10 protein-coding genes and 1 tRNA gene are annotated in these 17,143 nt (G+C 47.4%); 10 read left to right on the forward strand and 1 reads right to left on the reverse strand.

Annotated features, from left to right (window positions below; translation table 11 throughout):
- Positions 1-832: 832 nt before the first annotated feature.
- The 6 genes from F0364_RS24555 (at position 833) to F0364_RS24580 (ending at position 12,393) form a co-directional block, all read left to right on the forward strand.
- Positions 833-2,164 carry a sugar porter family MFS transporter gene (locus tag F0364_RS24555; protein WP_153800464.1) on the forward strand — a complete coding sequence of 444 codons (1,332 nt, stop codon included), beginning with the start codon at positions 833-835 and terminating at the stop codon, positions 2,162-2,164.
- A 316-nt stretch (positions 2,165-2,480) separates the two neighbouring features.
- The gene (locus F0364_RS24560; RefSeq protein ID WP_153800465.1) at positions 2,481-3,398 is read left to right on the forward strand and encodes a carbohydrate kinase family protein; all 918 of its coding nucleotides are present in this window, start codon (positions 2,481-2,483) and stop codon (positions 3,396-3,398) included.
- 10 nt (positions 3,399-3,408) lie between these two features.
- Positions 3,409-6,546: a SusC/RagA family TonB-linked outer membrane protein gene (locus tag F0364_RS24565; protein WP_153800466.1), complete on the forward strand. Its 3,138-nt coding sequence runs from the start codon at positions 3,409-3,411 to the stop codon at positions 6,544-6,546.
- Positions 6,547-6,722: 176 nt separating this feature from the next.
- Positions 6,723-8,444, forward strand: coding sequence for a RagB/SusD family nutrient uptake outer membrane protein (locus F0364_RS24570; RefSeq protein ID WP_153800467.1), 1,722 nt, complete (start codon positions 6,723-6,725; stop codon positions 8,442-8,444).
- Between the two features lie 325 nt (positions 8,445-8,769).
- On the forward strand, positions 8,770-10,461 hold the full coding sequence (locus F0364_RS24575; protein WP_153800468.1) for a glycoside hydrolase family 32 protein: 1,692 nt from the start codon (positions 8,770-8,772) through the stop codon (positions 10,459-10,461).
- A 366-nt stretch (positions 10,462-10,827) separates the two neighbouring features.
- Positions 10,828-12,393 (forward strand): glycoside hydrolase family 32 protein, encoded by a 1,566-nt coding sequence (locus F0364_RS24580; RefSeq protein WP_153800469.1) that lies wholly within the window; start codon positions 10,828-10,830, stop codon positions 12,391-12,393.
- 542 nt (positions 12,394-12,935) lie between these two features.
- Here the strand turns inward: F0364_RS24580 and F0364_RS24585 are convergent.
- Positions 12,936-13,017, reverse strand: a tRNA-Leu gene (locus F0364_RS24585).
- Positions 13,018-13,159: 142 nt separating this feature from the next.
- On the opposite strand from F0364_RS24585, the gene rimO reads away from it, so the two are divergent.
- The 4 genes from rimO to F0364_RS24605 all read left to right on the forward strand — a co-directional run bounded on the left by rimO (position 13,160) and on the right by F0364_RS24605 (position 17,071).
- Complete coding sequence (gene rimO, locus F0364_RS24590) at positions 13,160-14,470, forward strand: 30S ribosomal protein S12 methylthiotransferase RimO (RefSeq protein ID WP_153800470.1); 1,311 nt, start codon at positions 13,160-13,162, stop codon at positions 14,468-14,470.
- 109 nt (positions 14,471-14,579) lie between these two features.
- Entirely contained in the window at positions 14,580-15,707 is a 1,128-nt protein-coding gene (locus F0364_RS24595) for a M42 family metallopeptidase (protein ID WP_153800471.1), read from the forward strand.
- Between the two features lie 57 nt (positions 15,708-15,764).
- Positions 15,765-16,250, forward strand: coding sequence for a hypothetical protein (locus tag F0364_RS24600; RefSeq protein WP_153800472.1), 486 nt, complete (start codon positions 15,765-15,767; stop codon positions 16,248-16,250).
- A complete protein-coding gene (locus F0364_RS24605) occupies positions 16,247-17,071 on the forward strand; it encodes a hypothetical protein (RefSeq protein WP_153800473.1) in 825 nt (274 codons plus the stop codon). The genes F0364_RS24600 and F0364_RS24605 overlap by 4 nt, the downstream gene beginning before the upstream one ends.
- Positions 17,072-17,143: the final 72 nt, after the last annotated feature.

A 17,143-nucleotide genomic window follows, 5' to 3' on the forward strand; every position in this document is an offset into this window, starting at 1 on the left:
GAAGTGTCTGCCAGCTTTGCTGCCAGACACGTAGCCAATCAGGGTCTCCCAAGCTATATCCATTACATAAAACTTTAACCTGCAAGGGCTGTTTTGTGCTTCTGGCACCTGCAGGTGGCAGAAGCGGGTGCAGCAGGTTTTGGTACAATGTCTGCCAGCTTTGTTCCCAGAAGCAACCTGTGTTCCAGCGGAACACTTTGTGGGTAGAACAGTACAGGGTGTTAGCCTGCGTTCCAGGGGAACGCTTTGTGCTTGTGTCAGCGGGAATAAGCACAAAATGTTCCTGCGGAACATAGTAGAACGTAAATGGCTATTCTACCCACAATATGTCCCTCTGGGACATAATAAGGCATTACGCTTGTGTCTTTCTAATCTTATAATGAATGCCCCACTCACCACTCACCATTGACCATTCACCAAACGAATATCGAACAAGGAACAAGGAATTTTGAATGAATGCCCCCACTCACCACTCACCATTGACCATTCACCATTCACCATTCACCATTGCCCATTCACCCCTCACGACGATCAATTATCTACCCGGCTACCAACAACATCACTTTATATATAGAACAAATACTTTCAAAAGGCCTTTCAAAACCATACCACGGCAGTATTATTTATCAAAAGAGCATGCCTTATTTCAAAAAATGCTGGTACAAAATCTAAATAAGGCATGGATTAGTGAAAGGTTCTTAAAAAATAATTAACTGAAAAACAACCGTTTAGGATTTTTTTAACCAAAGAGACCCGTTCAAAAGCAATTGATACAATTACAAAAGGCTTTCGCCTGCCACCGCTGCTAAATTGCTCTCCGAAAGCTTGCGATATGAAAAATAAAAAGGTAATCACCTGGTCTCTTACGGTTGCAATGGGCGGTTTCTTGTTCGGCTTTGATACCGCTGTTATATCCGGGGCAGAAAGATCTATTCAGCAGTATTGGCAATTAAACGCCTTTGAACACGGGCTTACTATTTCCATTGCGCTGATCGGTACCATCATCGGCGCCTTAACGGGAAGCATACCTTCCGATGCGTTGGGCCGTAAAAAAACACTCCTGCTTATTGCTGTTCTGTACCTGCTGTCTTCTATAGGAACGGCAATGTCCACCAACTGGTATATTTTCCTCTTCTTTCGTTTTGCAGGCGGTATTGGCGTGGGGGCTTCATCGGTTACAGCGCCAGTTTACATATCAGAGATTGCACCTGCCGGCAAACGGGGCAGCCTCGTAGCGCTCTTCCAGTTTAACGTGGTGTTCGGCATATTGGTTTCTTATCTCTCCAATTACATTATCGGCAGCGTGGCTGAAGCATCCTGGCGGCTGATGTTAGGTGTACAGGCCATACCTTCTCTTATTTTCCTGGTATTGGTAAGGCTGGTGCCGGAAACGCCCCGCTGGCTTATTTTAAAACAGGGCAGGTTTGAAGAAGCCAAAGCCATACTGAAAATCATAAACCCGGAGGAGTACGAGAAAGATTACGCTACCATCATCAGCGGGCATGAAAAAGACGCCGAAAGGCATGTGAAGGAAAGCCTGTTCCAGCGCAAATACCGGTTTCCTGTAATGCTGGCGGTATTGTTTGCCGTGTTTAACCAGGTGTCTGGCATCAACGCCATCATTTATTATGCTCCCCGCATTTTCGAAATGACTGGCCTGGGCGCCAAAGCATCGTTGCTTTCAACAGCGGGCATTGGGCTGGTAAATTTTTCCTTTACGCTCCTCGCTATCAATTTTATAGATAAGGTGGGGAGAAAAACCCTGATGCTTATCGGCTCCGTAGGGCTCATCGTTTCCCTGGGCCTTGTTGCAAGGGCGTTTTTTATAGAAGATTTTGGCAGCTATACAGTGGTGGTATGCCTGCTGGTGTACATCGCTTTTTTTGCTTTCTCCCAGGGTGCTGTCATCTGGGTATTTATCTCTGAAATTTTCCCCAACCAGATACGGGCCAAGGGCCAAACGCTGGGCAGTGTAACGCATTGGGTAATGGCCGCGGCTATTGCTTTCATTTTTCCCGCTCTGGCTGAAAAGCTGGGCGGCGGTATCACCTTCCTTTTCTTTTCCATTATGATGTTGCTGCAGTTGCTGTTTGTGTGGAAGATGATGCCTGAAACAAAGGGCCAGTCGCTGGAACAGATAGAAACGGCGCTGGTAATGCATTAGGGTGAGTGGTGAATAGTGAGTAGTGAGTGGGGGCATTCTACATTCATCATTCCTTGTTCCTTGCTCGATATTTTTTTCGTGAGTGGGGGCTTTTCATTCTTCATTCAAAATTCCTTGTTCCTTGTTCGATATTCTCAACCTGGGGCTGAAAAGTCGCCCAAAGAACCGGACGATGAACGGATTGCGACGCAACGATGATACCATGAAAGGCTATCGCTGGTACCATAAAAAGGCGGGTGGGTAGTGGTAAATGGCGGGAGGGAAAAGAACTAACATTATACACGCACAAATATTTAACCATCAAACTAACCTGATTATGCAGGAAAATGAACATCAACACCCTGTGGTTTGCTTCGGCGAAACCTTATGGGACATACTCCCTGCCGGAAAAATGCCCGGCGGCGCCCCTATGAATGTGGCGTACCACCTGAATAAACTGGGTAAAAACCCAGCCATTATTTCCCGCATTGGCCTGGATGACCTGGGCAAAGAACTGGTGCAGGCATTTGAAAACCGGGGCATGAACACAGACTATTTTCAGGCGGATGATGAAAAAAGCACCGGCAAAGTGTACGCTGAAATCCGTGAAAACAATGAAGTGCATTACGATATTGTAAAACCCGTTGCCTGGGATTTTATTGCCTGGGACGACAGCTTTACCAGCCTGCTTTCCGGCGCCCGGTACTTTGTTTTTGGCAGCCTGGCAACACGTTGCAAACAATCTCGCCAAACGCTGCTGCAATGCCTTGATGAAGCGCCTGTAAAAGTGCTGGACATTAACCTGCGGCCACCGCACTACAACAAAAAAATTGTGGAAGAGCTGCTGAAAAGAGCTGACATACTTAAAATGAACCTTGCCGAACTGCACCTCATCACAGGCTGGTTCAGCAACTACAAAAACGATGAAGAACGCATAAGCCTGCTGGCCGAAAGGTTTGCACTGGATACCCTGCTGGTAACCAAAGGCGGCGATGGTGCAGTGCTGTTGTACAACGGTTCTTTCTACAACCATCCAGGCTACAAAGTAGAGGTGGTAGATACTGTTGGCAGCGGCGACGCCTTCCTGGCCGGTTTTCTTTCCTCAGTTATAGATGGCGCCTTACCTGATGATGCGCTTGATTTTGCCAGCCGCATGGGTGCCTACGTGGCTTCGTGCAGGGGCGGCTGTCCTGAGTACTCCCTTTCTAACCTTTCACAAGTTTTCATAACCGAAACAAACAACCATAACAATTAAATCAACAGCCATGCGAAGATTGTTTACCATGCTTGCTGTACTTCTCGTAACAGCAGGGTTTGCCCAGCAAAGAAGAGTAACCGGCAGGGTTACAGATAAAAGCTCTTCTGCGCCGCTCTCCGGTGTAAGCGTGCAATCGAAAAAGGAGATTGTTACCACGGACAGCAGCGGGCGTTTCAGCATTACCGCCGATGTAGGAGAGACGCTTAATTTTTCCTACGTTGGCATGCAGCCGTTCACAGCCACCGTACCCGCTTCAGGGCAAATAACCATAGCGCTGGAAGCAGGCGCTAACGACCTTACCCAGATTGTAGTTACCGGCTACCAAACGCAACGTAAAGTAGATGTTATAGGGGCCGTTGCGGTGGTGGATATGAAACCGGTTAAGAATAATTCATCCGGCAACCCCATGCAGGCTTTGCAGGGCAGGGTGCCGGGGCTTTATATAGAAAAGAACGGTACTCCCAGCGGCGAAAACAGCCGGATTGTAATTCGCGGCGTAAACACCCTGGGCAATACAGACCCCCTTTACATAATAGATGGCGTACCTACCAAAAGGCCGCAGGTATTCCAGTCGCTGACGGGCGGCGCAATAGAATCTGTACAGATATTGAAAGACGCTTCCGCAGCCTCTATCTATGGCTCCCGGGCATCCAACGGCGTTATCATTGTAACCACCCGCAATGGCAGCAATAACCCCGGCGGTAAACTAAACGTACAGGTAAACTCAAGCCTTACCCGCCAGAGTGTTACCCCTCAAAAACTAACCATGCTTAACGCCGAAGACAGGGGCAGGGCTTTATGGCAGGCTGCTGTTAACGACCGCACAGACCCCAATACCGCTCTTTCAAGTATTTACCAGTATGACTGGAATGGAGATTATGATAAACCCGTTTTGAGTAAGGTAAATATTCAACCTTTTGTTGGCGGCGATCAAAATGTGCCGGTAGGCAATACCGACTGGCAGGATGAAGTGTACGATGCCGCCATGGTAAGCAATAATGAAGTAACCATCAGCGGCGGCACAAAAGCCAGCTCTTTGCTGATGAGCCTCGGTTATTTTAACAATGCAGGCGTAATGAAATATACTGGTTACAGGCGCTACAGTGCCCGCCTTAATGCCGCCACGCAGTTTTACAACGGCAGGCTCAAGTTTGGTATGAACAGCCAGTTTGCCAGCTCAGACGAGCGCCTGCCGACAACAGACCTCGGCGGCGCCCCCACACCATCACTGGCTATTACGCTGGCACCCACCATACCGGTGTTTACCAAAGATGGCAAATATGCAGGCCCGGCAGGCGCAGGTTATTCCGACCGTAATAACCCCGTGAACATGCAGTGGCTGAACAGGTGGGATAACCGCAACCGCACTTTTGCTTTTGGTAATGTATATGCAGATTTCGAAATCATTAAACACCTGAACTTCCGCACCACTTTTGGTGTAGAATACGCTACTTCGCTGGCAAAAGACATACAGCTTTCATTCCAGGAAGGCTTTTTGGGCCGCTCTGTTAACAGCCTCTCCCGCAGCACAGATAATTTCCTCAGCCTCACGTGGTCAAACACATTAAACTACCTGCTGGAACTCGGCCAGCACAGAATTACCATGCTGGCAGGTGTGGAAGCTGTACGGCAAAAAACAGAAGCTTTTGGCGCCTACCGCGAAAATTTTGCCCAGCAAACAGAAGACTTTTTTAACCTGGATGCAGGCTCTGGCCGCAGCACCAATTTTGGCCGTGCCAGCAGCAGCAGGCTGTATTCTCAGTTTGGTAAAATAGGTTATTCTTATGCCAATAAATACCTGGCTTCTGTAACATTAAGAAGGGATGGTTCATCGCGTTTTGGTGCAGATAACAGGTATGGTTTCTTCCCGGCCGCCAACCTGGGCTGGAACATTATCAATGAAAGTTTTATGCGCAACGCCAAAGCGTTCTCCAGCCTTAAACTAAGGGCCGGCGTGGGAAGAGTGGGCAACCAGGATATTGGCGACTTCGCTTCTTTCGGCCTTTTTCAGCCACGGTATGGTACACTGTATAATAACGGCGTTGGCTTTCCCGGCCAGTGGCTTAATGTTGGTACGGCCTACGACCTTGCCGGTGTAAATACGGGCAGCCTGCCTTCCGGCTTTGTATCCATACAGGCTGCCAACCCGGCGCTTAAGTGGGAAACAACGGAAGAAATAAATCTCGGTGTTGACTTTGGCTTTATGAACGAAAAACTGTTTGGTTCTTTCGATTACTTCAGCCGCAAAACAACCGACATACTTATTCAGCCGCCGCTGGCTTCAGCAGTGGGAGAGGGCAGGCTTAAATGGGTGAACGGCGCTACCAAACAAAACAAAGGTTTTGAATTCATCCTCGGGTACCGCCAAAGCAGGCCTACCGGTTTTTCCTATACCATACAGGCTAACCTGGCCCGTTTCCGCGATAAGATTACCGAACTGCCCGAAGAAGTACGTACGGCCTACCCCGGCAATGCAGAAAAGAACATACTCGGCCATTCAGAGCTTTCCATCTTTGGCTATCGTACTGCGGGTATTTTCCAGTCGCAGGCAGAGGTGGACGCACATGCCAACCAGGTGGGCAAAGGCGTGGGCCGCATACGGTATGTTGACCTGAACAACGATGGCGAAATAAACTCTTTTGACCAGGATTGGCTCGGTACTATTTTGCCAGCCTACGAGTATGGCCTGCGTGTTGACCTTTCTTACAAAAATTTTGACTTCTCCATTTTTGGCTCCGGTGTTACAGGCAGGTATGGCTTAGACCCATACATCCTTTTCAACAATTTTATCAGGGTTAGAGAGAATGTTGGTCCCGGTGTGTTTGATGCCTGGACGCCGCAAAACACCAGTTCTACCATACCGATGCTTACACAGGTAGATGCCAATACAGAAGGCAAAACTTCCGACTACTTTTTCATCAACACTTCCTATTTCAAACTCAGGAACATGCAGTTGGGTTACAACGCTCCGGCAAGCGCCATCAGCCGCCTGCATATGAGCCAGCTAAGGTTGTTCTTTATGGGCGAAAACCTGTTCTGGATAAAGAGCAAAAAATACCAGGGCAAAGACCCCGAAGTGTCTAACCTTGACTTTGTGCCGGTGCCCACATCTTTCACTTTCGGTGTAAACATCACATTCAACTAAACAGTATGATTATACAGGTTAATGCAAAGAATGTTTATGGGCCCGGCAGGATTGCTACTATCAGGCTTTCGTTGTGTCACTCACTTGTACGCTTTGTCCGCTATGCAGCATTGGGCCGCCGGTCTCATAAATACTTAACCTGCCAAATCATCACACCAATTCTAAAAACTTTCTTTATGAAAAATATTTTCTTCACTTTATTCGCTGCGGTGCTGCTCTTTTCCTGCAGCAAAAATTTCCTGGAGGTTCAGCCCAACGGAACCTTGACAGAAGCAGATGTCTCCACCCCGGGCAGTGTTGACGGGCTGGTAACGGCAGCCTATGCCGCCATTGGCAACGATTTTTGGTGGAACCCCATCACCAGCATGTGGATGTACGGAAGCGTACGCTCCGATGACGCCTACAAAGGTGGCGGCAGCGTGGATGATGTAGGCGCCCTTAACACTTACGAACAATATAACCTTACACAGGCGTCTAATAATGACCTTGCCCCCGCTACCTGGCAAAATGCCTTCCAGGCTATATCCCGGGCCAACTTTGCCTTAAAAGTGCTCAATAGCCTGAATGAGTCAGACTTTCCCAACAAGGCCATCCGCCAGGGCGAAATGCGTTTTCTGCGTGGCCACATGTATTTTATATTGAAAGTACTGTTCAACTACCCGCCTTATATTGATGAAACCCTTACCGACGACCAGATAAAGGAAGTATCCAACAGGGCATTAACCAACGCCGAATTGTGGGAGAAGATTGCCGGCGATTTTCAGTTTGCGGCCGATAATCTGCCAGAAACACAGCCGGAAGTCGGCAGGGCCAACAAACTTTCCGCCAAGGCATACCTGGCCAAGGTAAAACTGTACCAGGCATACCCGCAGGATGAAAACCACAACGTAACAGGCATAGACGCCGCCAAACTGAACGAAGTGGTAAACCTTACCACCGAAGTAATTAATTCCGGCAAATATGCACTGCAGCCTGATTTTGCCGAAAATTTCCTGGATGGCTATGACAATGGCCCTGAATCTGTATTTGCCGTACAGTTTTCTGTAAACGACGGTACTTCCATAGGCAGGTTGAGCATGGCTACCAGCCTTAACTACAGCCTGGCGCCTCAATACGGTTGCTGCTGGTTTCACCTGCCTTCTCAAAATATGGTAAATGCTTTTAAAACAGATGCGAAAGGCGTGCCCATGTTCACCAGCTTTAACGACGTGCCGATGGTAAATCCCAATGATTTCTTTACCAACGGCGTTGACCCAAGGCTTGACCATACCGTAGGTGTAGAAGGTCACCCTTTTAAATACCAGCCTGACATACCTTATGATCATAGCTGGGAGCGTGTACCTGCACTGTATGGCGGTTTTGGTAATATGAAAGAGCAGCAGGCTGCCACCTGCGCCTGCTTTGTAAAAGTGGGCCCGTTCTATGGTTCTTCTAAAAATATTGACATTATACGCTATGCCGATGTGCTGCTGTGGAAGGCAGAGGCACTGATACAACTGGGCAGGCAAAATGAAGCCTTGCCACTGATTAACCAGGTAAGAACAAGGGCCAAAAACAGTACCGGCCGCACCAAAAAGAAAGATGGCACAGACCCATCCAACTACCGCATTTCAGAATACCAGGATGGCGTAAATATTACCTGGAACCAGGCCAATGCATTAACCGCCCTGCAATGGGAGAGGAGGTTGGAATTTGCTACCGAAAGCCCCCGCTTCTTCGATTTGGTACGCTGGGGCGTAGCAGCGGAAACACTGAACGCTTACCTGGCCAAAGAAAAAACAAGAAGGGCCTATTTGCAAAACGCGTTCTTTACCAAAGGAAGGGATGAATACCTGCCGATTCCGCAACGTGAAATTGATTTTACAAAAGGATTGTATGAGCAAAACCCGGGTTTTTAGTAGTGAACGGCTATGCGAAGCGTCTTCGCTTCGCATAGCTATTCTATCGCCTCCGGCGATGGGGGATAAGGGGGTCTGAAAAGCTGCTTTTGTTTCTGCCACCGAAGGTGCCGGAAACATATCTATCCGGGTCTGAAAAGCTGCCCAATGAACCGAACGATGAAGTGATTGCGACGCAAGGGACGATTCCATGAAAAACAAAAGCCCGTATCCAAAAAAATATTCGCCATACCCGTAGGCTGAAAAAGGAAGCGTCGTAAAACCGGCGCTCCACCGCTGCCGGTTTGCAGGGTAAGGCTTATCTTGAACCGTTAATAATATAACCATGAAGAAAAGATTGCTAACCATTTTATTGAGTGCATCTGTTATTACAGCCGCTGTTGCGCAAAGTGGCGAACAAAAGCTACGCAACCTGGCTACCTATTTTACACCGGAAAAAAAGTACCTGGTGCTGCCCGTAAAGAATGGAGCGCCTAAACGCAATATTGAACTTTGGGCGGATGGGGACAACGTTCGTTTTTTTGATATGGAACTGGCAGACGATAAGCCTGACTGGTATGCTTACCTGGACATAAGTGAATGGAAGGGAAAACCGGTGGAACTGCGGGTGGATAAACTGCCCGTTGACTCGAAGGCATTTGCCCCGATTGCACAAAGCGATGAAGACAAAAATGCCGGAGAAGTGTACAAAGAAAAACTAAGGGCCCAGTTTCATTTTTCGCCCAAGCGTGGCTGGACCAACGACCCCAATGGAATGGCATATTTTAATGGCGAATACCACTTGTTCTTTCAGCATAACCCGTATGGCCGTGGCTGGGGCAACATGACCTGGGGGCATGCCGTGAGCAAAGACATGATACACTGGACGGAAGTTGGCGATGCACTGCACCCGGATAAGTTTGGGCCTATGTTTAGCGGCAGCGCCATTGTTGATTCTTTTAACACCAGTGGGTTGGGAGAGCCGGGTAAGCCCGCTATGATAATGTTCTTTACCGGGGCACGTAGCTGGGCGCAGGCAATGGCTTACACTACCGATGGCCGCACCTTTCACAAACTGGATAAAGCTGCCGTACCACGTATTAACAAAGATAACCGCGACCCTAAAGTGATATGGCACGCACCCACCAAACAATGGGTAATGGTATTGTATGTAGAAAGGGATGGAGGCCAGCACAGTATGCAGTTTCTTACATCGCCAGACTTGAAGAACTGGACAAAAACCAGCAGCCTGAACGGCGGCATTGGTGATGACCGTTACCTGTTCGAATGTCCCGAATTTTATGAATTGCCCGTAGATGGTAACCCGGCTAACAAAAAATGGTTGCTTACGGCTGCCAACAGTGATTACGCCATCGGCAGCTTTGACGGAAAAACCTTTACACCCGAAGCGGAAAGATTAAGTAACCAGCGGGGCCGTGATTTTTATGCAGCGCAAACATTCAACAACCAGCCTGAGGGCCGTCGTATTGAAATAGGCTGGTGGCGTACCCATACAGATAAAGATGATATGACTTTTAACCAGGGCATGAGCATACCGCTGGAACATAAACTGGTAACCACGCCGGAAGGCATAAGGCTTACCCGCCTGCCCATAAAAGAACTGGAACAACTACGCGACAAAACCTACAACCTGGGCAAGCTGAAGCTGAAAGAAGGCGGCAAAAATCCGCTGGAAAGTATCAATTCAGAACTCGCAGAAATACGCACAGAACTGGAGCCGGGCAAGGCGGCAACAATAACCTTTACATTACGTGGGTTACCGGTTGTGTATGATGTTGCCAAACAGCAGCTAACTATAGATGGCGTTACCGCGCCTGCAGCTTTGCAGGATGGTAAGCTTAAACTCATCATTTATGTTGACCGCACCGGTGTGGAGCTTTTTGCCAACGACGGCCTGATGTTTATGCCTATCAACAAAAACCTGGAAGCCGCCAACCAGAGCTATTCGCTAACTGCAACCGGCGGCACCGTAAAAGTGAACAACCTGGATGTGTATGCGCTGAAGAGTATTTGGTAGGAGGGAAGCTGAGAGCTTTGAGCCTTGAGTTTCGAGCTGCTTTCCTGGATTATGAAACATTACAGGGACAATATGCATAACTATTGTGCTTTCTTCAGGATATAAAGTTGAAAATAAATTGGAAAGTTTTTAGGGGTTCATTACCTCGTACGTTTTCACCAGTACTTGCATAAGGCACCTTATCGGGTTCGGTTCCACCGTAAGGTGGAATTGCTCCGATAGCGCAGCGTTATCGGAGCAAAGAAGCCGATATAGTGCCGTTGCAAGTACGAAGCCATGCGGCTTGAGCATTGCAGCTAAAAAAGAAGCGCTGTCTGAAATAAATTAGTAATTAATTCAAGGGTCACTATTTCAAAAAAAATCTTCATGAAATATCTATCCATCTCAACTATCCTCTTCCTTATGCTATCAACAACCGCATGTGATAATACCGTGAAGGAAACTGCGGCAGCATCAGCCGACAGTACCGTAACATACCGGCCACTGTTTCATTTCACCACAGACTCCAACTGGATTAATGATCCTAACGGATTAGTGTATGCCAACGGCAAATTTCACCTGTTTGCGCAATACAACCCATTTGGCAACAGGTGGGGGCACATGAGCTGGGCACATGCCACCAGTACAGATTTGTTTAACTGGCAGCAATTGCCCGTAGCTATACAGGAAGATATACATGCAGACAGTACTGCTACCATGATATTCAGCGGGTGCGCTGTAGTGGATAGCTTCAACACTTCCGGCTTTGCTGAAAAGCAGGGCCAGGTACCGCTGGTAGCCATCTATACTTCGCACGTTGATAATAAGGGTACTGGTATTGCACAGCACCAAAGCCTTGCCTACAGCCTGGATGAAGGCGTTACATGGACGAAATACAGGAACAACCCGGTACTGGATATTAAAGCCAAAGATTTCCGCGACCCGCAGGTATTCTGGTATGCGCCTAAAAAAGCCTGGATAATGATTGTGTGCAAACCCGATGAATACAAGGTTTACTTCTACTCATCTTCCAACTTAAAAGACTGGAAAAAATTGAGTGAGTTTGGCGGCATAGGCAATACATCCAAAATATGGGAATGCCCGGACCTGTTCGAATTACCTGTAGAAGGCACCGGCGAAAAGAAATGGGTGATTACCTTATCAGCCGGGCACCCGCAAAAGGACTTTTTAGCCATGCAATATTTTACCGGCAGTTTTGACGGAGAGAAGTTTATTGCCGACCAGGTTAACTACCCGTTGTACCTGGACTATGGCAAAGACTATTACGCCGGTATTACCTATAAAGATATACCCGCGGCGGATGGCCGAAAGATTATGATTGGCTGGGCCAACTGCTGGAACTATGCCAACGATATACCCACCAAAGGTTTCAGGGGCTTGTACGGTGTGCCCAGGGTTTTAAGTCTGCGCAAAACCGCTGAGGGTATAAGATTGGTACAGCAGCCCGTAAAGGAAATAGAAAAGCACGAAGAGTTGCTTTATGCTGTTGCCGGTGTTGAAGTTGAGAATGGCGTTAAGGTGCTTGATTCCGCAAAAGGCACATCGCTGGATATTTCTTTTACACTCCAGCCCGGCACAGGCGGCACAGCGGGCATAAAAGTATTTAAAAGCGGCGATGAAGAAACAGCCGTGTATTACAACAGCGCTACACAAACCGTGGCTATAGACCGCACAAAAAGCGGCGATACCAGCTTTAGCAAGGTGTTCGCCAGTGTGGATACGGTAAAGGTGAATGCCGGTGATGGAAAAGTGAAATTCAGGTTGTTGATTGATAAGAGCGTGGTAGAGCTTTTTGTGAATGATGGGGTTTATGTATTAACAGACCTTGTTTTTCCCAAACAACAGGATGGCGGCGTGGAATTGTTTAGTGAAAACGGCAAAGCAGTCTTTACTGATGTGCAGGTAAAAAAGGTTGCCAAAACCATTCATTAGGGTGTATAGATGTTTTGAATAGAACAGCCCGGCAGTTTTGCCGGGCTTTTTTATGTGCGTTGCGATAAGATTTTTTACATGGCTACAATAAAACATTCTGTTTTGCCTTAACAGCATCCGGTATGTTTTTTTCGCCCATCATTTGCCCGCGAAGGAAGCAGAGGCTTTAATAAAAGCATACCCGGGTAAAAAGTAAATGGGCTGTTGGTTTGCGGTGGCTGGATAGTTTGAAGCAGATAAAAACAACAATTTTTATGGGCCCGGCAGAGGAACATGCATTAAACTTTCGTTGCGTCGCACTCTTGTGCGGCTGGATTCGCTATGCAGCAATTATCGCGGGAGAGTATTATATACCACCTGGGTCAACATGCCTCGCTTAAAAGCCGCCATGAAAGACCAGCCGATGAACGGATTGCGACGCAACTGGGCCGCCATGAAAATATGTCGCTGGTATTTAAAAACACCTTGCCAGGTGCGTAGCGCCTGCGGGTTTGTTGATGCAGGAATAAAAAAAGAGGAAGCTTTACAGCCTCCTCTTCTAGTGCGGATGATAGGGGTCGAACCTACATGCCTTACGGCGCTAGATCCTAAGTCTAGTGCGTCTGCCAATTTCGCCACATCCGCGTTTTGGCCCGCAATTTTTTGTGCGGGGTGCAAATGTAGGGGTTTTCAATAAAAAAAATACAATCGCCACATTATTAAATTAGGCTAATGTATAGTTACATGCGCCTGCATTCATGGCTAACAGCTACCTTTGCGCCCTGTTATGAAAGCGAGAACATTACAAAAAGATAAAGTGAACATTATTACACTGGGTTGCAGCAAAAACCTGGTGGATAGCGAAGTGCTTAGCGGACAACTAAAGGCCAACCAGGTAGATGTGGTGCATGAAAGCGGCAAGCTTGACCATAACATTGTAGTGGTAAACACCTGCGGATTTATTGATAAGGCCAAAGAAGAAAGCATTAATACTATTTTAAACCAGGTTGACCTAAAGAAAAAAGGCCGGCTGGATAAAGTATATGTTACGGGCTGCCTGAGTGAACGCTACCGTGGCGACCTGGAAGCGGAAATACCCGAAGTGGATGCCTGGTTTGGCACCCTTGAACTGCCACTTATTCTTAAACAGTTTGATGCGGATTACAAAGCCGAACTGCTTGGCGAGCGCATGTTAAGCACACCAAAACATTATGCCTACCTTAAAATAAGTGAAGGGTGCAACCGCACCTGCGCTTTTTGCGCCATACCGTTGATGCGTGGCCAGCATATAAGCCGCCCCATAGAAGAATTGGTGAAAGAGGCGGAAAGCCTTGTGCAGAAAGGTGTGAAAGAGATAATGCTTATTGCGCAGGAGCTTACTTATTACGGCCTTGATATTTACAAAAAAAGGATGCTGGCAGATTTGCTGAAAAGGCTTAGCGATGTAAGAGGCCTTGAATGGATACGCCTGCATTATGCTTACCCCAACAAATTTCCGCTGGAAGTGCTGGATGTAATGCGGGAACGCCCTAATATTTGCAATTACCTTGATATGCCTTTACAACATGCCGCCGATAATATGCTGAAAGCCATGAAAAGGCAAAGCACCCGTGCGGAAATGGAAGAACTTGTGGCTGCCATAAGGGATAAAGTACCGGGTATTTGCCTGCGCACGACGCTGATAGCCGGTTTTCCCGGTGAAACAAGAGATGATGTGGAAGAGCTGAAAGACTTTCTTCAGCGCCAGCGGTTTGACAGGGTGGGCATTTTTACCTACAGCCACGAAGAAGGTACTTCCGGTTACCAGTTAACGGATGATGTGCCGGCTGACGAAAAGCAGGCCCGTGCCCAGGAAGTAATGGAAGTGCAGCAGGAAATAAGCTATGAGAAAAACCTTGAAAAGATCGGCAATACCTACAAGGTTATCATTGATAAAAAAGAAGCCGGCCGCTACCTTGGCCGCACAGAATTTGACAGCGTTGAGGTAGATAATGAAGTGGTTATACATTCTGCCAAAAAGCTGCCCATTGGCGATTTTGTACAGGTAAAAATTACCAAAGCCTACGATTACGACCTGGAAGGCGAGGTAATAGAATAAAAGGCGGCACATAGGTAGAGACGCAATGCGTTGCGTCTCCACATGCCTTGCGTTTCTACAATGCATTGCGTCTCTACAATCCTTACTTTTGCGCTTCAACGAAAACGTTATGGCAAAAGACAAGAAAAAACAAGGGAAGGACAAACCTGCGAAATCAATAGTTACAGATGAGTCGCTTGCGTTTCTGAAAACATATATCAACAACCCCTCTCCGGTGGGTTTTGAAAGTGCCGGCCAGAAACTGTGGCTGGAGTATATCAAGCCTTATGTTGACACACATTTTACAGACCCCTACGGAACGGCTGTAGGCGTTTTGAACCCCACAGAACAATTTAAAGTAGTTATAGAAGCCCATGCGGATGAGATTAGCTGGTTTGTAAATTATATTAACGACCAGGGGCTCATTTACTTAAAGCGCAACGGCGGTGTTGACCACCAGGTGGCGCCTGCCAAACGTGTATTTATACATGGAAGAAAGGGCCCGGTTAAGGCTGTTTTTGGTTGGCCGGCTATCCATACCCGTTTGGGCAACCCTGATCAAAAAGAACAGCAGCCCAAGGTAGACAACCTGTTTTTAGATTGCGGCGCACGCAGCAAAAAGGAGGTGGAAGAGTTGGGCATTCATATTGGCTCTGTGGTAACTTATGAAGAAGGCTTTGACGAACTTGCTTATGATTATTACATAGGCCGCGCTTTCGACAACAGGGTAGGGGGCTTTATGATAGCCGAAGTGGCAAGGTTGCTGAAAGAAAATAAAAAGAAGCTGCCCTTTGCATTGTACATCGTTAATGCCGTACAGGAAGAAATAGGCCTGCGTGGCGCGGAAATGATTGCCCGGCGCATTAAACCGGACATAGCCATTGTTACAGATGTTACGCATGATACGCAAACGCCCATGATTAACAAGATTGTGGAAGGTGATATAGCCTGTGGCAAAGGGCCTTCGCTGGCTTATGGGCCGGCCATTCACAACAAGCTGCTCAAACTGGTGGAAGAAGTGGCTGAGAAGTGCAACATTGCGGTACAGTTCCGCAGCCTTAGCCGCAGCACCGGCACTGATACAGACAGTTTTGCTTACGCCAACGATGGCTGCCCTTCTGTACTAATTTCAATTCCGCTGCGTTATATGCACACCACGGTTGAAATGCTGCACAAGTCTGATATTGATAACACCATCAGGCTTATGTATGAAACACTGCTTACGTTAACGCCGCAAACAAAACTCAGTTACCTGTAAGCGGGTTTAATGATAAATTGTTGTAACTATGTCACGCCACCGGGCGTGACATTTTTTATGTACTTAAGAAAACTCTACCAATACCACAAAGGCTGGTTTATAGTAATTGTTGCTTTTGCCCTTGCGCAGGTAACTTTTAATGTGCGGCAGGATGTATCGGTTTCGCCGGTTTATCACTATGGCATGTATTCGGAAAAAATGGAGCCGCAGAGTATTTACATTGTTCCCTCGGTAGAAGTTAACGGCCAACGTTTATCCCCCTCAGACTTTACACCGCAGCAATGGGATGCAGTCATACAACCGGTAACCCTTTTTGCCAAACAGCAGGAGTGGAACAGCCTGCAATGGAATGCCGATATAAGCCGACTGCTGCGTTTGAAAGATTCCACAAATTATGTGAATGATTTACAGGAAACCGGTTTTATGCAATGGTACAGGCAGTTCCTTGCCGGCAGGCTGGGTTACAGCATAGATTCCCTTAAAATTTACGATGACGTTTATATTTTCAGCAGGGCTTCATTCCATAAAAAGATAACGCATTGAACAACCGGTTTAGATACAAGCTGCTTGCCTGGTACTGTGCCATTTTCTATTTGTTAATGCTGTACAAATGGGCCAATGGCATGTTGCTATACCAACTGCAGCCCGCTTTTTTTTATACCCGGCAGGATTTGGTGACCTGGTTATTTATGCAAACCGGCTTGCACAAATGGCTGCTGAATAACCCGGCTGGCTGGCTGGTTGCAGATGTTCTTTTTTACAGCATGCCTTTGCTGGTGCTGGCCGCCTTACGTAAGAGCGAAAAACTCTGTGCTGCCGCAGCTTTTATGATGCTGCTGGTCAACTGGTGCTACGTGCAGTGTTACACACTGTACCCAACAAACTCTGTTGAGGGTCATGTAGCATGGCTGCTTTTTCCGGTGCTGTTTATGTTACGCAAGCCGCGGGGTTTTGCCTTGCTTTTTCAGGGCCTGCGTTATTTTTTCCTGTACCTGCTGGTATCCGCCGCGGTTTGGAAAATTGCACAGGGCGGCATCTTCAACATTAGGCAAATGAGCGGGGTGTTGCTATACCAGCACAACCAGTTAATCAACCTGTCGCCTGGCTATTGGCAAAGTGTCTTGTATCTCTGGCTCATCAACCATCCCGCCGTCAGCTACCTGTTGTACTTTGCCGCCTTTGTATGCGAGCTGTGTTTTGTAGCAGGCTTTTTCACCCGCAGGTTCGACAGGTGGCTTGCTATAATATTCATTCTGTTCCTTGTTATGGATTACCTTATCATGCGTATTCCCTATTTTGAATGGTTACCTTTTTTGTTGCTGCTGCTGATGAAAGACAGGGATGCGACATATAAAAATATCTAATGGCGACGGCAGAGACATTAAGGGGCCGCATCGTCCATCCATACCAAACATCTAACATGTTTAAGTACTTCA

The sequence above is a fragment of the Foetidibacter luteolus genome (assembly GCF_009650435.1).
Taxonomy (GTDB): domain Bacteria; phylum Bacteroidota; class Bacteroidia; order Chitinophagales; family Chitinophagaceae; genus Foetidibacter; species Foetidibacter luteolus.